Consider the following 14251-nt stretch of genomic DNA (forward strand, 5'->3'; position numbering starts at 1 on the left):
TGGGTGACCGGTTGGACCTCGGGCTGTTCGCGCTCCCGGTGGGCCATGTCCGGTACGGCGGCCGGACGGGGGAACGCGGATGAGCACCACCGCGCCCGGGCGCCACCGGCGCGCGGCGCGCCGCGGCGTGGGCCAGCGGCTGGTCCTTCGGCTGCTGGATTCCGTGCTCGCCCCGCTGCTCGGCCGGTTGTGCGTGTTGCGGTACCGCTCGCGGCGCGGCGACCTGGTCGAGTTCCCGGTGGCCCACGTCCGGGACGGCGACCGGCTGCTGGTCGTCGCCGGGCGGGCCGCCGGCAAGACGTGGTGGCGGCACTTCCGCACCATCTCCCCGGTCGAGGTGCGGCTGCCGGGCGGGTGGTCGGCCGGTGCGGGCCGGGTGCTGCACGGCGCCGAGCGCGAGGCGGCGGTGGCGGTGTACCAGCTCCGCGGGCCGCGGGTGCCCGCGGACGCGCCGCTGGTCGCCATCGACCTGCCCCCAGTGAAACCCTTGCGCGGCAGGGCGCTGGCGTGGAGCTGGTTCTGGATCGTCACCCTGGCCGAGTTCGCCGGGTTCGCGGTGCCCGCCGGCGTCGGCGCGCTCACCGCCGGGTCGGCGCCCGCGGTCGCCGTGCCCGCCCTGCTGGCCGCCGGGGCGGTCGAAGGGGCCGCGCTCGGGTGCGGGCAGGCGCTCGTGCTGCGGCACGCGCTGCCGGCCCTGCGGACGCGGCGCTGGATCGCGGCGACCTCGGCCGGCGCGGTCCTCGCCTACCTGGCCGGCACGGTCCCGGCCGCGGCGGAGGTCCACCGCTGGCCGCCGGTGCAGGCGGCGACGGCCGGGGTGGTGCTCGGGCTGGTCGTACTCGCGTCACTCGGGACGGCCCAGTGGCCGCTCCTGCGCCCGCACCTGTCCCGGGCGTGGCGGTGGATCCCGGTCACCGCTGCGGCCTGGCTGGCCGGGCTGGGTGTGTTCCTCGCCGTCACAATGCCGCTGTGGCACGAGGGGCAAGCCCTGGCCGTCACAGTGCTGATCGGCGTCGGCGGCGGGCTGCTCATGGCCGCCACCACCTCCGCCGTCACCGGGTTCGCGCTGGCCCGTCTCCTGGCGTCCGACGGCTGAGGACAGGGCACAAAGTCCTCACCGGCGGCGACCTCAGCCCCGCCACGACGGGCCCTCCGCCCGTCGTGGCGGGCCGCCGTCCGCCAATAGCGTTCCCGGCATGGACAACGCGATCAGCTCGCACGAACCGACCCCCGAAGAACGCCACCGCGCCGCGCGCGCCGTGGCGGGCCAGGCGAAGGACGCCGACGAGCTCCGCGAGCTGCTCGCGATGCTCGGGCTGTCGCCGGCCGAAGGCCGCGCGCCGGTCCCGCGACCGCGCCGGCAGCCGGCGAACCGGACCCTGACCATCCCGGAACTCACCGAGCTCTTCCAGCACGCCACCGCTTCGGCGTAACCCGGATCCGAAAGGAACAACCATGTCCCACTCCCCGAACCCGGTCGTCGTCGGGGTCGACGGCTCCGAAGCGTCGCTCGGCGCGGTCCGGTGGGCCGCCACCGAGGCACGGTGCCGCAACGTGCCCCTGAAACTGGTGCACGCCCTGGACGAAGCCTCGCTCGGCTACCCCCAGCCGATGCCGGTGCACGTGGACCTGGCCGGCCTCGCGCGTCAGCGGGGCCACCGGATCCTGCACGCCGCGAGCGACGCCGCCCGCAGCGCCGAGTCCGATGTGGACATCCAGCGGAGCCTGCGCAAGGAGCAGGTCGGCGCGGCGCTGCTGGACGAGTCCCGCTCGGCCGCGGTGCTCGTGCTGGGCACCCCGCCCGTGCGGTTCCTCGGCCGCTTCCTGGCCGGGTCGGTCACGATCGCGCTGGCCGCCAACGCCCGCTGCCCGGTCGCCGTGGTCCGGCCGCACGTGGCGGACGACGAGCCGCCCGCCGAGGGGCCGGTCGTGGTCGGGATCGACGCCTCGCCCACCAGCGACGAGGCGATCGCGGCCGCGTTCGACGCGGCTTCCCGTCGCGGTGCCGCGCTCGTCGCGGTCCACGCGTGGGACGACTCCTACCTGGGCGCCCTCTTCGAGGAGACGCGCTGGACGCTGGATCGGCCGGCGATCGAGGAGCGCGAGCGCGAGCTGCTGGCCCAGCGGCTGGCGGGCTGGCAGGAGAAGTACCCCGACGTCGCCGTCGAGCGGATCGTGGTACGCGGCAGCGCGGCCGACCGGCTGCTCGACCACGCCGAGGGCGCCCAGCTGATCGTCGTGGGCAGCCGCGGCCGCGGCGGGTTCGCCGGCATGGTGCTCGGGTCCACGAGCCAGTCGCTGATCACCTTCGCGCTGTGCCCGTTGCTGATCGTCCGCCAGGCGTGAGGCGGGTGCGCGGACCGGTCGTGGGCGACCTGATGACGCATCCGGTGGTGTCCGTGGTGCCCGCGATGCCGTTCAAGAACCTGGTCCGGCTGCTGGACCAGTACCAGATCGGGGCGGTGCCGGTGGTCGACGGCCACGACCGCCCGGTCGGCGTGGTCTCGGAGTCGGACCTGCTGGCCAAGGAGGACCTGCGCGGCGCGGACCGGCCGCCGTCGGCGTTCGCGCCGGGACGACGGTGGCGCTGGTGGGGCAAGTCGCGCGCGATGACCGCGTAAACCGCGATGACGCGGCGGGTCCGGGTGATCGGGCAGGACGAGCCGGTCGCCGTCGCGGCGCGCCGGCTGGCGCGCGAACACCTGAGGCGGCTCTACGTCGTCGACGGCGACGGCAAGCTCGTCGGCGTGCTCGCCCGGCGGGACGTGCTGCGGGTGTTCCTGCGGCCGGACGCCGAGATCGCCCGCGCCGTCGAGGAGGAGGTGCTGCGGCGTTGCCTGTGGGCAGCTCCGGAGCAGGCGCGCGCCGAGGTCGTGGACGGGGTCGTGACACTCACCGGCACGGTCGACCGGCGCAGCGAGGCGGAGCGGGCGGCGCGGCTGACCGAGGCGATCCCCGGCGTCGTCGCCGTCGCGAACGAACTGAATTCCACTGTGGACGACCGGATTCCGGGCTAGGAGAGGAACGACATGACGAACACCGCAGGGGTGACCGTCGTCGGGGTGGACTGGTCGGAGGCCTCCACCGCGGCGGTGCGCTGGGCCGCGGCCGACGCGGTGCGGCACCGCGACCGGCTGCACCTCGTGCACGGGTTCTCGCCGTTCACCGGCCGCTACGGAATCGCGATGCCCGCGCTGCGGGCGCTGCACGACGATCTGGTGGACAACGCGAAGGACTTCTTGGCCGCTGCGGTCCGCGTCGCCCGCGACGCGGGTGGCGAGGGACTGACGGTCACCACGGCGATGCCGGAGGAGCACCCGGCCGAGGCCCTGATCACGGCGTCCCGCGGCGCCAGAGCGCTCGTGCTGGGCGCGTCGGGGGCCGGCGGGTTCACCGGCGTGCTCGCCGGGACCACGGCGGTGCAGGTCGTTTCCCACGCGCACTGCCCGGTCGTGGTGGTGCGCGGGCGGGCCGCCCCGGCGGCGGGACCGGTCGTGGTCGGTGTCGACGGCAGCCCGTTCAGCGAGCGGGCGCTGGAGGCGGCCTTCGAGGAGGCCAGCTGGCGCGGGGCGCCGCTGGTGGCGGTGCACGCGTGGAGCGACGAGGACCTCCTGGGCGGTCTCGGATCCTTCCCGCTGGTCGTCGACTGGGAGGCGGTCCGGCAGGACGAGGAGCTGGTGCTCGCCGAGCGGCTGGCGGGTCGGCAGGAGCGCTACCCCGACGTCAAGGTGGACCGCGTCGTGGTGCGCGACCGGCCGCGGCACCAGCTGATCGACTGGAGCAGGCAGGCGCAGCTGGTCGTCGTGGGCAGCCGCGGGCGCGGCGGCTTTTCCGGGCTGCTGCTGGGATCGACCAGCCAGGCGCTGATCCACCGCGCAGAGTGCCCGGTGATGGTGGTCCGCCCCGACGGGGAGTAGCGCCCGCTCAGCCGTCCTCGTCCTGGTGCTGCGGTGCGGTGTAGTGCGTCTGCGCCCACGCCGCCCGCGCGCCCGAGTCGCCGATCCGCACGACCTGGACCGCCGACACCGCGGCGAGCGCGATCGTCGCGGCCGCGAGTCCCAGGGTCACCGGTCGGGACGGCAGGCGGCGGGCAGCTCCCGGCTCGTCCCGGCGCGCGCGGCGGTCGAACCACACCAGCGCCACCGTCGCGGCCAGGAGCCCGGCCACGAAGACCAGCAACTGGTCGCCGAGGTGCGCGTGCTGCCGGATCAGGTCGGTCGGCGCCAGCCGGTCCCGCAGGTCTTCGCCGCTGCTGGTGGCCAGCGGCACGGACGCGGTGGCGGCCGCGGCGACGCCGGCGGCGAGCCAGCCGTACCGGCGGCGGGCCGCCGGCCACAGCGCGACGGTCAGCGCGGCCAGCACCGCCAGCGGCACCAGGACGACCACGGCGTGGACGAGGAGGACGTGCAGCGGCACTCCGGACAGGAACACAGGCATGGTGGCGGGCTCCGCGTGGGTTGGAGGTCGGACGCCGCTCAGCCTGCCGGGGAATTCTTGGTCGTTTCTGGGAACCGGGCCGCGGGCAGGCGCACCTGCAGCCGCGCGCCCCCGGCCGCGGGGTTGCCCGCCGTCACCGAACCCCCGTGCCGGGCGACGATTTCGCTGACCAGGGCCAGCCCGAGACCGTAGCGCCGTCGCGCACCGGCGCCGCCGTCGCCAGCGCCGGACGAGAAGCGGTCGAAGATCGTGGGCAGCACCGACTCGTCGATGCCGGGCCCGTCGTCGGTGACCGTGAGCACCACCGCACGACCTTCGCGGGCGACGTGCACGAGCACTTCGCGCCGCGCGTGCCGGATCGCGTTGTCCAGCAGGGCGGTGACGGCACGGCGCAGGCTCACCTCCGACCCGGTGACCGGGGCGCGGCCGGTCTCGGTCCGCACGACCACCGCGCGGGCCCTGGCCTCCGCGCGGGCGGCGCCGGCCGCCTCGTCGGCCAGCCTGCCCAGGTCCAGCCGGTCCGCGGGTGGTTCCCGTGGATCGGCCGCGACGAGCAGGTCGTCGAGCACACCGGCAAGCACGCCCGCGTCGCGCACCAGTTCGTCGGCCTCGGACGCGAGCGCTGCGGGATCGCCGCCCTTCCGCAACCGCCGCCGGATCAGCTGGGCGCGGGTGCTGAGCAGCGTCACCGGCGTGCGCAGCTCGTGCCCGGCGTCGGCGACGAACCGCCGTTGCAGGGCGAGCGCGGCGGCCAGCGGCGCGACCGCGCGGCGGCCGAGCCACGCGCCGGCCAGGGCGGCGAGCACCAGCCCGGCCGATCCGGCGATGAGCAGCGCCTGCACCAGCCGCTCGCGTTCCTCGTGCTCGCCGCGCAGGTCGAGCACCACCTGGATGGCGCCGTTCCGGAACGGTTCGGTGCGCAGGCGGTACTCCCGCCCGCCGGCGTGCACGTCGGAGCTGCGCGCGAGGTGGTCCTGCGCGGTCTGACGGAGATCGGCCGCACCGGGCAACCCGGCGGGCAGGCCGGGGGTGGCCGACCGGCGCTCACCGTCGAGCACGACGAGCCACGTCCCGGCAGGTGGATCGCCCACGTCGTCGGCCTGGTCGATCGCCGAGCGCACGAGCTGGTCCTCCGCGTGGTGCTGCGAGCGCAGCACCACCAGGCCCGCCACGGCGCCGAGCACGGCCACGGTGACGGCGACGGCGGCCGCGGTCTGCAGGCCGACCCGCCACGCGGTGCGTCGCAGGACCCGCTCGTCGGGCGAGCGCGTCACCTCCGGTGCCCCAGCTGGTAGCCCACGCCGCGCACTGTGTCGACGACGTGGCGGCCGAGCTTGCGCCGCAGGTAGTGCACGTAGGTGTCGACCACCTCGGTGCCGGCGTCGGGGAAGACCAGCGCCCGCAGGTCGGCGCGGGTGAACACGCGCGCAGGCCGCGCAGCCAGCGTCGCCAGCAGCGAGCACTCCCGTTCGGACAGCCGCACCGGCCGGTCACCGCCGATCGCGGCCTGGCGGGTGTCCAGGTCCAGGCGGCCGCCGGGCAGCGCCAGCGTCCTGGCGCGGTCGGTGTGGCGGCGGCGCAGCGCCCGCAGCCGCGCCAGCAGCTCGTCGACGTCGAACGGCTTGCCCAGGTAGTCCTCGGCGCCGGCGTCGAGGCCGTCGACCCGGTCGGCGGGGTTGCTCAGCGCCGAGAGCACCAGCACCGGCGCCGTCACGCCGCGGTCGCGCAACCGCGCCAGCAGGTCCAGGCCGCACACGGCGGGCAGGCCCCGGTCGAGCACCACCAGGTCGTAGTCCCGGGTCAGGCCGAGGTGGAGGCCGCGCTGCCCGTCCGGGGCCACCTCCACGTCGTACCCCTCCTCGCCGAGCAGGCCGGACAGCAGCCGCGCGAGACCGGCGTCGTCCTCGACGAGCAGGAGCCGCGGCGCGGCGTCAGGTGTGCGCACCCGGCCATTGTGTCCCGGCCCGCCGGCGCGAGGGTCTTTCGTCCTCCCCGCCCAGGGACTCCGGTCCTCCCGATTGGTGACGCGGGCCCGCGTCGGCCCCGCCGTCGCCGGGGTTTGCTCGTGGGGCGGGGTTCGGCCCGCTGCGGCACCACGAAAGGACCGTGATGACGGCAGGACAGGACGTGGCGGCGGTGCTGGCCGACGGTGAGGTGGTCGAGATCCGCCCGCTGCGGCCCGCCGACGCCCCCGCGGCGCTCGCGCTGCACGAGGGCCTCGACGAACGCGACAGCTACTTCCGGTTCTTCGGGCTGCCCGGCCGCCTGGACGAACTGGTCGCGCGGATGTGCGCCGAACCCGGGCCGCGGCGGGCCGCGGTGGGCGCGTTCCGGCACGGCGAGCTGCTCGGCGTCGCGCACTACGAGGTCTCCGCCGAACCCACCGAGGCCGAGCTCGCGCTCGCGGTCGGTTCCGCGGCGAAGGCGCACGGCGTCGGCACCCTGCTGCTGGAACACCTCGTGGCGCTGGCCCGCGGGCAGGGAATCCGGCGGTTCACCGGCCAGGTGCTGGCGGAGAACTCCCGCATGCTTCGGGTCTTCGCCGACCTCGGCCTGCCCTACCGCGTCAGCGCGGCCGGATCGGAGTGCGACTTCAGCATCGGCCTGGACGAGGACGAGGCCTTCCGCAGCCGGCTGGCCGAGCGGGAGCGCATCGCGGACGTCGCGAGTTTGCGGCACGTGCTGCAGCCGCGGTCGGTCGCGGTGATCGGCGCGGGCCGGGACCCGGCCTCGGTCGGGCACGCCGTGCTGGTCAACCTAGCCGAGGGCGGCTACTCCGGTCGCTTGTCGGCGGTCAACCCGCACGCCCGCGACATCGCCGGCGTACCGTGCGCGAGTTCAGTCGCCGACCTGCCCGAAACCCCCGAGCTGGCGGTCGTGTGCGTGCCCGCGTCCGCGGTGCCCGGGGTCGTCGAGGAGTGCGGGCGCCGCGGCACCCGTGCGGCCGTCATCATTTCGGCCGGGCTGACCGGCACCGGCCTCGGCGCCCGCACCGTCCGCGCCGCCCGCACGCACGGGGTCCGGCTGGTCGGGCCCAACTGCGTCGGCGTGGCCAACACCGAGGACGGGATCCGCCTGAACGCCACCTTCGCGCCGGGGCGCATGCCGTCCGGCCGGGTGGGTGTCGTGACGCAGTCCGGCGGCTTCGGCATCGCGGTCGTGGAGGCGTTGCGGCGGCTGGGACTCGGCGTGTCGACGATGGTGTCCACCGGCGACAAGTACGACGTCAGCGGCAACGACCTGCTGCGCTGGTGGCGCGAGGACCCGCGCACCGACCTCGCCGTGCTGTACCTGGAGTCGTTCGGCAACCCGCGCAAGTTCGCTCGCATCGCCCGCGACCTGGCCCGGGTCAAACCCGTGCTGGCCGTGCGGACCGGGCAGACCGAGACCGCGCGGCGCGCGGCCGCCTCGCACACCGCGGCGACCGCGACGCCTGCCGTCACCCGGGACGCGCTGTACGAGCAGGCCGGCGTGATCGCGGTGGACAGCGTGACCGAACTGCTGGAGGCGGTCGCGGCGTTGTCGTGGCAGCCGCTGCCCGCGGGGCGGCGGGTCGCGGTGCTGAGCAACGCCGGCGGTGCGGGTGTCCTCGCGGCCGACGCGTGCGCCCGGCACGGTCTGAAACTGCCGGACCTGAGCCCGGGCACGGTGTCGCGGCTGCGGGAACTGCTGCCCGCCCAGGCGTCCGTGCGCAACCCGGTGGACACCACCGCGGCCGTGACGGCGGAGGTGTTCGGCGCCTGCCTGGACGCGGTGCTGGCCGACGACGGGATCGACGCCGTCGTCGTGGCCGGCGTCGCGACCGCGGTCGGCGACCCGCTCACCGGAGTGGCTACGAGGCACGCGGGGGACAAGCCCGTGCTCGTCGTGCGCCCCGGGCAGCTGCCGTTCGTGGAACCCCTGCTCACCGCGGACGGGCTCGTGCCGTCCTACGCGGACGCCCTCGGCGCGGCCGGCGCTCTGGGCAGCCTCGCCCGCTACGCCGCCTGGCGCGCCGAGCCGGACGAAGCGCCACCGCGACTGTCCGATGTGGACACCGCCGCGGCCCGCCGCATCGTGGCAGGCGCGACCGGCTGGCTCGACCCGCTGGACGCCACGCGGCTGCTGCGCTGCTTCGGGATCCCGGTCGTCGCCACCCGGTTCGCCACCGATGCCGACGAGGCGGTGGACGCCCTGCGCGAGCTGGGCGGACCGGTCGCCGTGAAGGCCTGCGCAACGGGCCTGGTGCACAAGAGCAGCGGCGGCGGGGTCGCGCTGGACGTCCGCGGGGAGAACCAGCTGCGCGAAATCGTGCACCGCTGGCGCGACCGGTTCGGCGATCAGTGGCGCGGTGTCGTGGTGCAGCCGATGGTCGCCCACGCCCGCGAGGTCCTGGCTGGGATCGCCGGGGACGACGTGTTCGGGCCGCTCGTGGTGTTCGGGCTCGGCGGGGTGGACACCGACCTGGTGGCCGACCGCGCCGCACGGCTGGCGCCGCTGACGTCGCGCGACGCCGATTTGCTGCTGTCCGGCCTGCGGTCCTCGCCGCACCTGTTCGGCCCAGGCGGCTTCGACCGGGCCGCGCTGCGGGACGTGCTGGTGCGGCTGAGCCGTCTCGCCGAGGTGCTGCCGGAGGTCGCCGAGCTCGACCTGAACCCGGTGGTCGCGCACGAGGGCGGATGCTTGGTGCTGGATGCGCGGGTCCGGCTCGCCCCGCACACCCCGGCCGAGCCGTTCCTGCGGCGCCTGCGGATCTGAGGTGCGCGGCGCGCTGCCCGGCCTCGCCGGGTACCGCCGGGCCTGGCTCCGCGGCGACGTGCTGGCCGGGGTGACCGTGGCCGCCTACCTGATCCCGCAGGTCATGGCCTACGCGCGGATCGCCGGGCTGCCGCCGGTGGCTGGGTTGTGGGCCGCGATCGGCCCGCTGGCGGTGTACGTCGTCGTGGGCGGTTCGCGCCGCCTGTCCGTGGGTCCGGAGTCGACCACGGCGCTGATGACCGCGGTGGCGCTGGCTCCGCTGGCCGCCGGGGATCCGGGCCGGTACGCGGCTCTGGCGGCCGTCCTCGCGCTGATCGTCGGCGGGATCTGTTTGCTCGGCGGTCTGGTGCGGCTGGGGATGTTCGCCGACCTGCTGTCCAAACCCGTGCTCGTCGGCTACCTGGCCGGCATCGCGGTGATCATGGTCGTGAGCCAGCTGAGCACGCTCACCGGCGTCCCGGTGTCCGGTGACGGTCTGGTCGCGGAGGTGACGTCCTGGTTCGGCGCGCTGGACCGCGTGCACTGGCCCACGGTGGCGGTGTCGGCGGCGGTGCTGGCGTTCCTGCTGGTGGTGGCGCGCCTGCTGCCGCGGGCGCCGGGCCCGCTGCTGGCGATGCTGCTCGCCACGGGCGTGGTCGCCCTCGCCGGCGGGCAGGACGCGGGTGTCCGGGTGGTCGGCGACGTGCCGTCCGGGCTGCCCGTGCCCGGGCTGCCGAACGTGGCCGCGGCCGATCTGCCGTCGCTGCTGCTGCCCGCGGCCGGGATCGCGCTGGTCGGGTTCTCCGACATGATGCTCACCGCACGCGCGTTCGGCAGCAGGCACGGCGAACGCGTCGACGCCGACCGGGAACTGCGCGCGCTGGGGCTGGTGAACCTGGCGGCCGGGTTCCTGCGCGGGCTGCCGGTCAGCTGCAGCGGCAGCCGGACGGCGATCGCCGACGCGCTGGGCGCCCGCAGCCAGCTCTACTCCGTGGTGACGCTGTGACCGTGGTGCTGGCGATGTTCGTGGCCGGGCCGGTGCTGGCCGCGTTTCCCGCCGCCGCGCTGGGCGCCGTCGTGGTGTACGCCGCGCTGCGGCTGATCGACGTGGCCGAGTTCCGCCGCATCGCGGCTTTCCGGCGCAGCGAGGCGGTGCTGGCGGTCGCGACGCTGACCGGGGTCCTCGTGCTCGGCGTGCTCTACGGCATCCTGGTCGCGATCGGGCTGTCGCTGCTGGACCTGCTGCGCAAGGTCGCGCGGCCGCACGCGGCGGTGCTCGGGTACGCGCCGGGGGTGCCCGGCATGCACGACATCGGCGACTACCCGGGCTCGCGGGTGGTGCCCGGGCTGCTCGTGTACCGCTACGACGCGCCGCTGTTCTTCGCCAACGCCGAGGATTTCCGGCGCCGGGCGCTGGACTCGCTGGACGGCGCGGCGCCGGAGTGGTTCCTGCTCAACGCCGAGGCCAATGTGGACATCGACAGCACCGCGCTGGAGACCCTGACCGGCCTGCGGCGCGAGCTCGCGAGCCGGGGGATCGTGTTCGCGATGGCCCGGGTGAAGCAGGAACTGCACGACGAGCTGAGCGCCGCCGGGTTCACCGCGGAGCTGGGGGAGGACCGGATCTTCCCGACGCTGCCCGCGGCGGTCGCCGCCTACGTCGGCTGGTACACCGCCCGCCACGGGCGGCCGCCGGACGGCGTGCGCGTGCCGGTGGTACCGCCCGATCCGCTGGCGCCCTGACGGCGCGCCGGAAACCGCCGCAGGGCCCTCACGACGGGGACCATCGGCCCTTCACCGCCCGCCGCCGCCGGACCAGGCTGGGACACAAGGAAAACGACCGGCGAGAGGACGGCGTCATGGCCGCGATCGTGGTGGGAGTGGACGGCTCCGCGGGCAGTGCCGCCGCGTTGCGGTGGGCGGCGGGCGAAGCCGCGCGGACCGGCCGGGAAGTGGTGGCGGTCCACGCCTGGAGCTACCCGGGTGGCGGGGCGACGGCCGAGGCCGTGTTCACCGCGCACCGGCGCGCCCTCGGCGAGATGGTGGACCGCGCGCACCGCGAACAGCCGGAGGCGAAGATCCGGCCGGAGGTCACCGAGGGCGAGCCGGCGCAGGTGCTGCTGTCCGCCGCGGCGGACGCGGCCATGCTCGTGCTCGGCAGCCACGGCTACGGGCGGATCATGCGCGCGCTGGTCGGGTCCGTCGGCGCGCAGTGCCTGCGCCGGGCGCACTGCCCGGTGGTGATCGTGCCCGCCGCGCGGCGCGGCCCGGCACCCACTGGCCGAAGTGGACTACCAGCCCGGCCCGATGGTCTGAGCGCGTGCTGGGGGGAGGAGCGTCGATGTCACCGATCATGATGTGGCTGAGCAGGCAGTGGCGGCTCATCAGCCCGGGCCGCGGCTCGCTCGCCAGGGCGTGGGACCGCGCGGAGGCGGCCGTGCTGGCCACCGCGGTGCTCGCGGCGCTGGCCGCGGTCCCGGTGGCCGGTGTCGTCGTCTCCGAGGTCCGGGCTGCCGAGACAGCGGTTTCCCGGCAGCAGCAGGCCGAACGGCGCGAGGTGGAGGCGGTGGTGCTGGACGTGACCCCGCCCAGCCCCGACAGCGACGACGGGACCGCCACCGCGGTGTGGCGCCTGCCCGACGGCAGCGACCGCACCGGCACCGTTCCGGTCGGCCGCGGCACCGGGCCCGGTGACCGGGTCCCCGTCTGGGTCGACCCGGCCGGGGAGCCCGCGCCCGCGCCGCTGACCGCGGGCAACGCACTGACCGTGGCGCTCGCCGCGGGGTTCCTGGCGTGGCTCGGCGTCGTGGTGACGCTGGGGTCGCTCGTCGCACTGGTGCGCGCCGGCCTCGACCGGCTGCGGCTGGCGGCGTGGGAGCGCGAATGGTCCGAGCTCGGCAGCGACAAGACCCGGTGGTGAGGAAACGATGACCGTGCGGCTACAGACCCAGGAAACCCGCGCCCCCGCCCGTGATCGCATGCGGCCGGTCGTGGTCGGCGTGGACGGGTCCGGCTCGGCGCTCGACGCGGTGCGCTGGGGCGCCCGGGACGCCGCCCGGCTGGGCGTGCCGCTGCGCCTGGTCCACGCCTACCCGCGCAGCGACCGGGACTACCCCGCGCTGAGCATGAACGCGGACCAGATCCGCGCGGAACTGCGGGCGTGGGGCGCCGACCGGCTGCGGGCCGCCGAAGCGGTGGCGCAGGAGACCGCGCCCGGGGTGCCGGTGGAGCAGCGGCTGTGCGAGGGCGATCCGCGGGTCGTGCTGCGCCGCGAGTCCGAGCACGCCGCGTCGGTGGTCCTCGGGCACGACGGCTCCGGCGGCCTCAGCAGGCTCGTGTTCGGCTCCTGCGGCCTGGCGCTCACCGTGCACGGTCACCGCCCGGTCGTGGTCGTCCGCGGCCGCGTCACCGACCAGGGTTCGATCGTGGTCGGCGTCGACGGCACCATCACCGCCGCCCGCTACGCGATGAAGATGGCCGCGCTGTACGACACCTCGGTCACCGCGGTGCGGACCTGGCACGCGGCGCCGGGAGACCCGGCGGACCGGCACGACGCGGAACACCGCGCGCTGGTCGCCCGGATGGCGCCGCTGACCGAGGAGTTCCCCGGGGTGCCGGTGGAGTACCTGGTGCTGCGCGGGCGTCCCGGGCACACCCTGCTCGAGTTCGGGCAGCACGCCCGCCTGCTCGTGGTGGGCACCCACGGCAGCAGCGCGTTCGCGGGGCTGCTGCTCGGCTCGACGAGCCAGTCCCTGGCCTTCCGGGCGCCCTGCCCGGTCGCGGTGGTGCCCGAAGATCCGGAAGACGTGTGAGGAGACGACGTCATGAGCGACATCGAAAACAAGAAGGCGGCACGGGAAGCGCGGCAGAGCGCGGCGTCCCGCACGAGCCAGGCGCATTCGGCGGCGGATCTCGCGGAGGCGTCGATGCGCCGCTACTTCGCCAGCGAGGCCTACCGGCAGCGTCCGCCCGCCCCGGCCGGCTCCCACCTCGTCGCCGACGAGCTGGCCGCCGTGGTCGGGGAACTGCGGCAGGCCTTCCCCGGCGCGGACCCGGCGCGGGTGCGCGCGATCGTCGACGACACCTACCGGGAGCTCGCCGCGTCCGCGACGGTCACCGGCCACCTGATCCCGCTGACCCTGCACCGTGCTCGCGCGACGCTCGAAGCGGAGTGAGGACACGGAAAAGGGCCTCCGGCGCTTGCCGGATTCTTGGGGCTTCCCAACACCTGATGGTTCATGTCGTTGTCAGTAGATCACGCAGGCACTCGGCTGGGGTCTTCCAGCCGAGTGTTTTGCGTGGTCGGCCGTTGAGTTGGTGGGCGACGTGCTCGAGATCGGCGGCGCTGTGCACGGACAGGTCGGTGCCCTTGGGGAAGTACTGGCGTAGCAAGCCGTTGGTGTTCTCGTTCGAGCCCCGTTGCCAGGGCCAGTGCGAATCGCAGAAGTAGACCGGTACTCCGGTGGCCGCCGTGAACTGCTTGTGCGCGGCCATCTCGCAGCCCTGGTCCCAGGTCAGCGAGCCGCGTAGGTGCTCGGGCAGGGTCTGGATCAAGAGACGGCCCCGACATGCCGCGGTCCCAGTCCTTGGCGGTGCGTTCGTGGACCCCGACCCGTGCCGCGGCGTCCCGCCGCCGGACCCCGGCCGCCCGAAGCCGGTCGTACTCCGCCCGGCCCGGATGCCCGGCCGTGCCCGTCTTCCCCCGACCCCGCACACCCGCGTTACGAGCCCACCCGTACGCCGTCGCACGATTCACTTCGACCGCCCGGGAAGCACCCGAGATGCTGCCCCTCTCCCGGTCCAGAGCCTCGAAAACCTCGCCCGCAACCCCTCAGAAACCACGATCCCCGCAACTCCCTGAAATCCAGGGTGTTGCGGGGATCGCTAGAACCCGAGCTTGCCGGAGGCCCTTTCCGCGCGCGGAAACTCAGCGCAGCACGGGTGACCAGGTGTCGCGACGGGGGCCGTCGGCGTGCTCGCGGTCGTGCAGCTTGGCCGCCAGCACGGCGGCCTGGGTGCGGCGTTCGAGTCCGAGTTTGGCCAGTAGCCGGGAGACGTAGTTCTTGATGGTCTTTTCGGCGAGGTACATGCGCTGGGC

The 14251-nt window shown here is 75.3% G+C and carries 16 protein-coding genes and 2 pseudogenes; 13 read left to right on the forward strand and 5 right to left on the reverse strand.

Annotation, left to right across the window (positions count from 1 at the left end; genetic code table 11):
* Positions 1-79: 79 nt before the first annotated feature.
* The 6 genes from ABZ193_RS20280 to ABZ193_RS20305 all read left to right on the forward strand — a co-directional run bounded on the left by ABZ193_RS20280 (position 80) and on the right by ABZ193_RS20305 (position 3917).
* The gene (locus ABZ193_RS20280) at positions 80-1096 is read left to right on the forward strand and encodes a hypothetical protein (protein WP_354710987.1); all 1017 of its coding nucleotides are present in this window, start codon (positions 80-82) and stop codon (positions 1094-1096) included.
* 100 nt (positions 1097-1196) lie between these two features.
* Positions 1197-1433, forward strand: coding sequence for a hypothetical protein (locus ABZ193_RS20285; RefSeq protein ID WP_020421646.1), 237 nt, complete (start codon positions 1197-1199; stop codon positions 1431-1433).
* 22 nt (positions 1434-1455) lie between these two features.
* The gene (locus tag ABZ193_RS20290) at positions 1456-2346 is read left to right on the forward strand and encodes a universal stress protein (protein WP_020421645.1); all 891 of its coding nucleotides are present in this window, start codon (positions 1456-1458) and stop codon (positions 2344-2346) included.
* A gap of 5 nt (positions 2347-2351) precedes the next feature.
* A complete protein-coding gene (locus ABZ193_RS20295; protein ID WP_354710989.1) occupies positions 2352-2621 on the forward strand; it encodes a CBS domain-containing protein in 270 nt (89 codons plus the stop codon).
* Between the two features lie 6 nt (positions 2622-2627).
* Positions 2628-3017, forward strand: coding sequence for a BON domain-containing protein (locus ABZ193_RS20300; RefSeq protein ID WP_354710990.1), 390 nt, complete (start codon positions 2628-2630; stop codon positions 3015-3017).
* 12 nt (positions 3018-3029) lie between these two features.
* Positions 3030-3917, forward strand: coding sequence for a universal stress protein (locus ABZ193_RS20305; RefSeq protein WP_237336514.1), 888 nt, complete (start codon positions 3030-3032; stop codon positions 3915-3917).
* Positions 3918-3924: 7 nt separating this feature from the next.
* Here the strand turns inward: ABZ193_RS20305 and ABZ193_RS20310 are convergent, their stop codons facing one another.
* Genes ABZ193_RS20310 through ABZ193_RS20320 form a run of 3 tightly spaced genes read right to left on the reverse strand, consistent with a single transcriptional unit; the run spans position 3925 to position 6382 of the window.
* Complete coding sequence (locus tag ABZ193_RS20310; protein ID WP_237336513.1) at positions 3925-4437, reverse strand: DUF2231 domain-containing protein; 513 nt, start codon at positions 4435-4437, stop codon at positions 3925-3927.
* A 38-nt stretch (positions 4438-4475) separates the two neighbouring features.
* On the reverse strand, positions 4476-5711 hold the full coding sequence (locus tag ABZ193_RS20315) for a HAMP domain-containing sensor histidine kinase (RefSeq protein ID WP_237336512.1): 1236 nt from the start codon (positions 5709-5711) through the stop codon (positions 4476-4478).
* Positions 5708-6382: a response regulator transcription factor gene (locus ABZ193_RS20320; RefSeq protein WP_237336511.1), complete on the reverse strand. Its 675-nt coding sequence runs from the start codon at positions 6380-6382 to the stop codon at positions 5708-5710. The genes ABZ193_RS20315 and ABZ193_RS20320 overlap by 4 nt, the downstream gene beginning before the upstream one ends.
* 164 nt (positions 6383-6546) lie before the next feature.
* On the opposite strand from ABZ193_RS20320, the gene ABZ193_RS20325 reads away from it, so the two are divergent.
* The 7 genes and pseudogenes from ABZ193_RS20325 to ABZ193_RS20355 all read left to right on the forward strand — a co-directional run bounded on the left by ABZ193_RS20325 (position 6547) and on the right by ABZ193_RS20355 (position 13328).
* Positions 6547-9174, forward strand: a complete 2628-nt coding sequence (locus ABZ193_RS20325) for a GNAT family N-acetyltransferase (protein WP_354710991.1) — start codon at positions 6547-6549, stop codon at positions 9172-9174.
* A gap of 103 nt (positions 9175-9277) precedes the next feature.
* Positions 9278-10263: pseudogene (locus ABZ193_RS20330) on the forward strand (SulP family inorganic anion transporter); the annotation flags it as partial.
* Between the two features lie 192 nt (positions 10264-10455).
* Positions 10456-10896, forward strand: a complete 441-nt coding sequence (locus ABZ193_RS20335) for an STAS domain-containing protein (protein WP_354710997.1) — start codon at positions 10456-10458, stop codon at positions 10894-10896.
* Positions 10897-11012: 116 nt separating this feature from the next.
* Positions 11013-11510 carry a universal stress protein gene (locus tag ABZ193_RS20340; RefSeq protein WP_354710992.1) on the forward strand — a complete coding sequence of 166 codons (498 nt, stop codon included), beginning with the start codon at positions 11013-11015 and terminating at the stop codon, positions 11508-11510.
* Positions 11495-12073, forward strand: coding sequence for a hypothetical protein (locus tag ABZ193_RS20345; protein WP_354710993.1), 579 nt, complete (start codon positions 11495-11497; stop codon positions 12071-12073). Before ABZ193_RS20340 ends, ABZ193_RS20345 begins: the two co-directional genes overlap by 16 nt.
* Before the next feature lie 7 nt (positions 12074-12080).
* Positions 12081-12965 (forward strand): universal stress protein, encoded by an 885-nt coding sequence (locus tag ABZ193_RS20350; protein ID WP_354710995.1) that lies wholly within the window; start codon positions 12081-12083, stop codon positions 12963-12965.
* A 12-nt stretch (positions 12966-12977) separates the two neighbouring features.
* Positions 12978-13328: a three-helix bundle dimerization domain-containing protein gene (locus ABZ193_RS20355; RefSeq protein WP_237336506.1), complete on the forward strand. Its 351-nt coding sequence runs from the start codon at positions 12978-12980 to the stop codon at positions 13326-13328.
* Between the two features lie 61 nt (positions 13329-13389).
* Here the strand turns inward: ABZ193_RS20355 and ABZ193_RS20360 are convergent.
* Positions 13390-13704: pseudogene (locus tag ABZ193_RS20360) on the reverse strand (IS30 family transposase); the annotation flags it as partial.
* Positions 13705-14080: 376 nt separating this feature from the next.
* The coding region (locus ABZ193_RS20365; RefSeq protein WP_354710998.1) for a LuxR C-terminal-related transcriptional regulator at positions 14081-14251 on the reverse strand (171 nt) is incomplete at its 5' end.

This window comes from Amycolatopsis sp. NPDC006125 (assembly GCF_040614195.1).
GTDB lineage: Bacteria > Actinomycetota > Actinomycetes > Mycobacteriales > Pseudonocardiaceae > Amycolatopsis_E > Amycolatopsis_E tucumanensis.

What these genes read in the sequence shown, in the direction of transcription:
- ABZ193_RS20340 (WP_354710992.1), top strand. Translation starts at nt 11,013, where the DNA reads ATGGCCGCGATCGTGGTGGGAGTGGACGGCTCCGCGGGCAGTGCCGCC.
- ABZ193_RS20280 (WP_354710987.1), top strand. Translation starts at nt 80, where the DNA reads ATGAGCACCACCGCGCCCGGGCGCCACCGGCGCGCGGCGCGCCGCGGC.
- ABZ193_RS20350 (WP_354710995.1), top strand. Translation starts at nt 12,081, where the DNA reads ATGACCGTGCGGCTACAGACCCAGGAAACCCGCGCCCCCGCCCGTGAT.
- ABZ193_RS20345 (WP_354710993.1), top strand. Translation starts at nt 11,495, where the DNA reads ATGTCACCGATCATGATGTGGCTGAGCAGGCAGTGGCGGCTCATCAGC.
- ABZ193_RS20290 (WP_020421645.1), top strand. Translation starts at nt 1,456, where the DNA reads ATGTCCCACTCCCCGAACCCGGTCGTCGTCGGGGTCGACGGCTCCGAA.
- ABZ193_RS20310 (WP_237336513.1), bottom strand. Translation starts at nt 4,437, where the DNA reads ATGCCTGTGTTCCTGTCCGGAGTGCCGCTGCACGTCCTCCTCGTCCAC.
- ABZ193_RS20335 (WP_354710997.1), top strand. Translation starts at nt 10,456, where the DNA reads ATGCACGACATCGGCGACTACCCGGGCTCGCGGGTGGTGCCCGGGCTG.
- ABZ193_RS20300 (WP_354710990.1), top strand. Translation starts at nt 2,628, where the DNA reads ATGACGCGGCGGGTCCGGGTGATCGGGCAGGACGAGCCGGTCGCCGTC.
- ABZ193_RS20325 (WP_354710991.1), top strand. Translation starts at nt 6,547, where the DNA reads ATGACGGCAGGACAGGACGTGGCGGCGGTGCTGGCCGACGGTGAGGTG.
- ABZ193_RS20355 (WP_237336506.1), top strand. Translation starts at nt 12,978, where the DNA reads ATGAGCGACATCGAAAACAAGAAGGCGGCACGGGAAGCGCGGCAGAGC.
- ABZ193_RS20305 (WP_237336514.1), top strand. Translation starts at nt 3,030, where the DNA reads ATGACGAACACCGCAGGGGTGACCGTCGTCGGGGTGGACTGGTCGGAG.
- ABZ193_RS20285 (WP_020421646.1), top strand. Translation starts at nt 1,197, where the DNA reads ATGGACAACGCGATCAGCTCGCACGAACCGACCCCCGAAGAACGCCAC.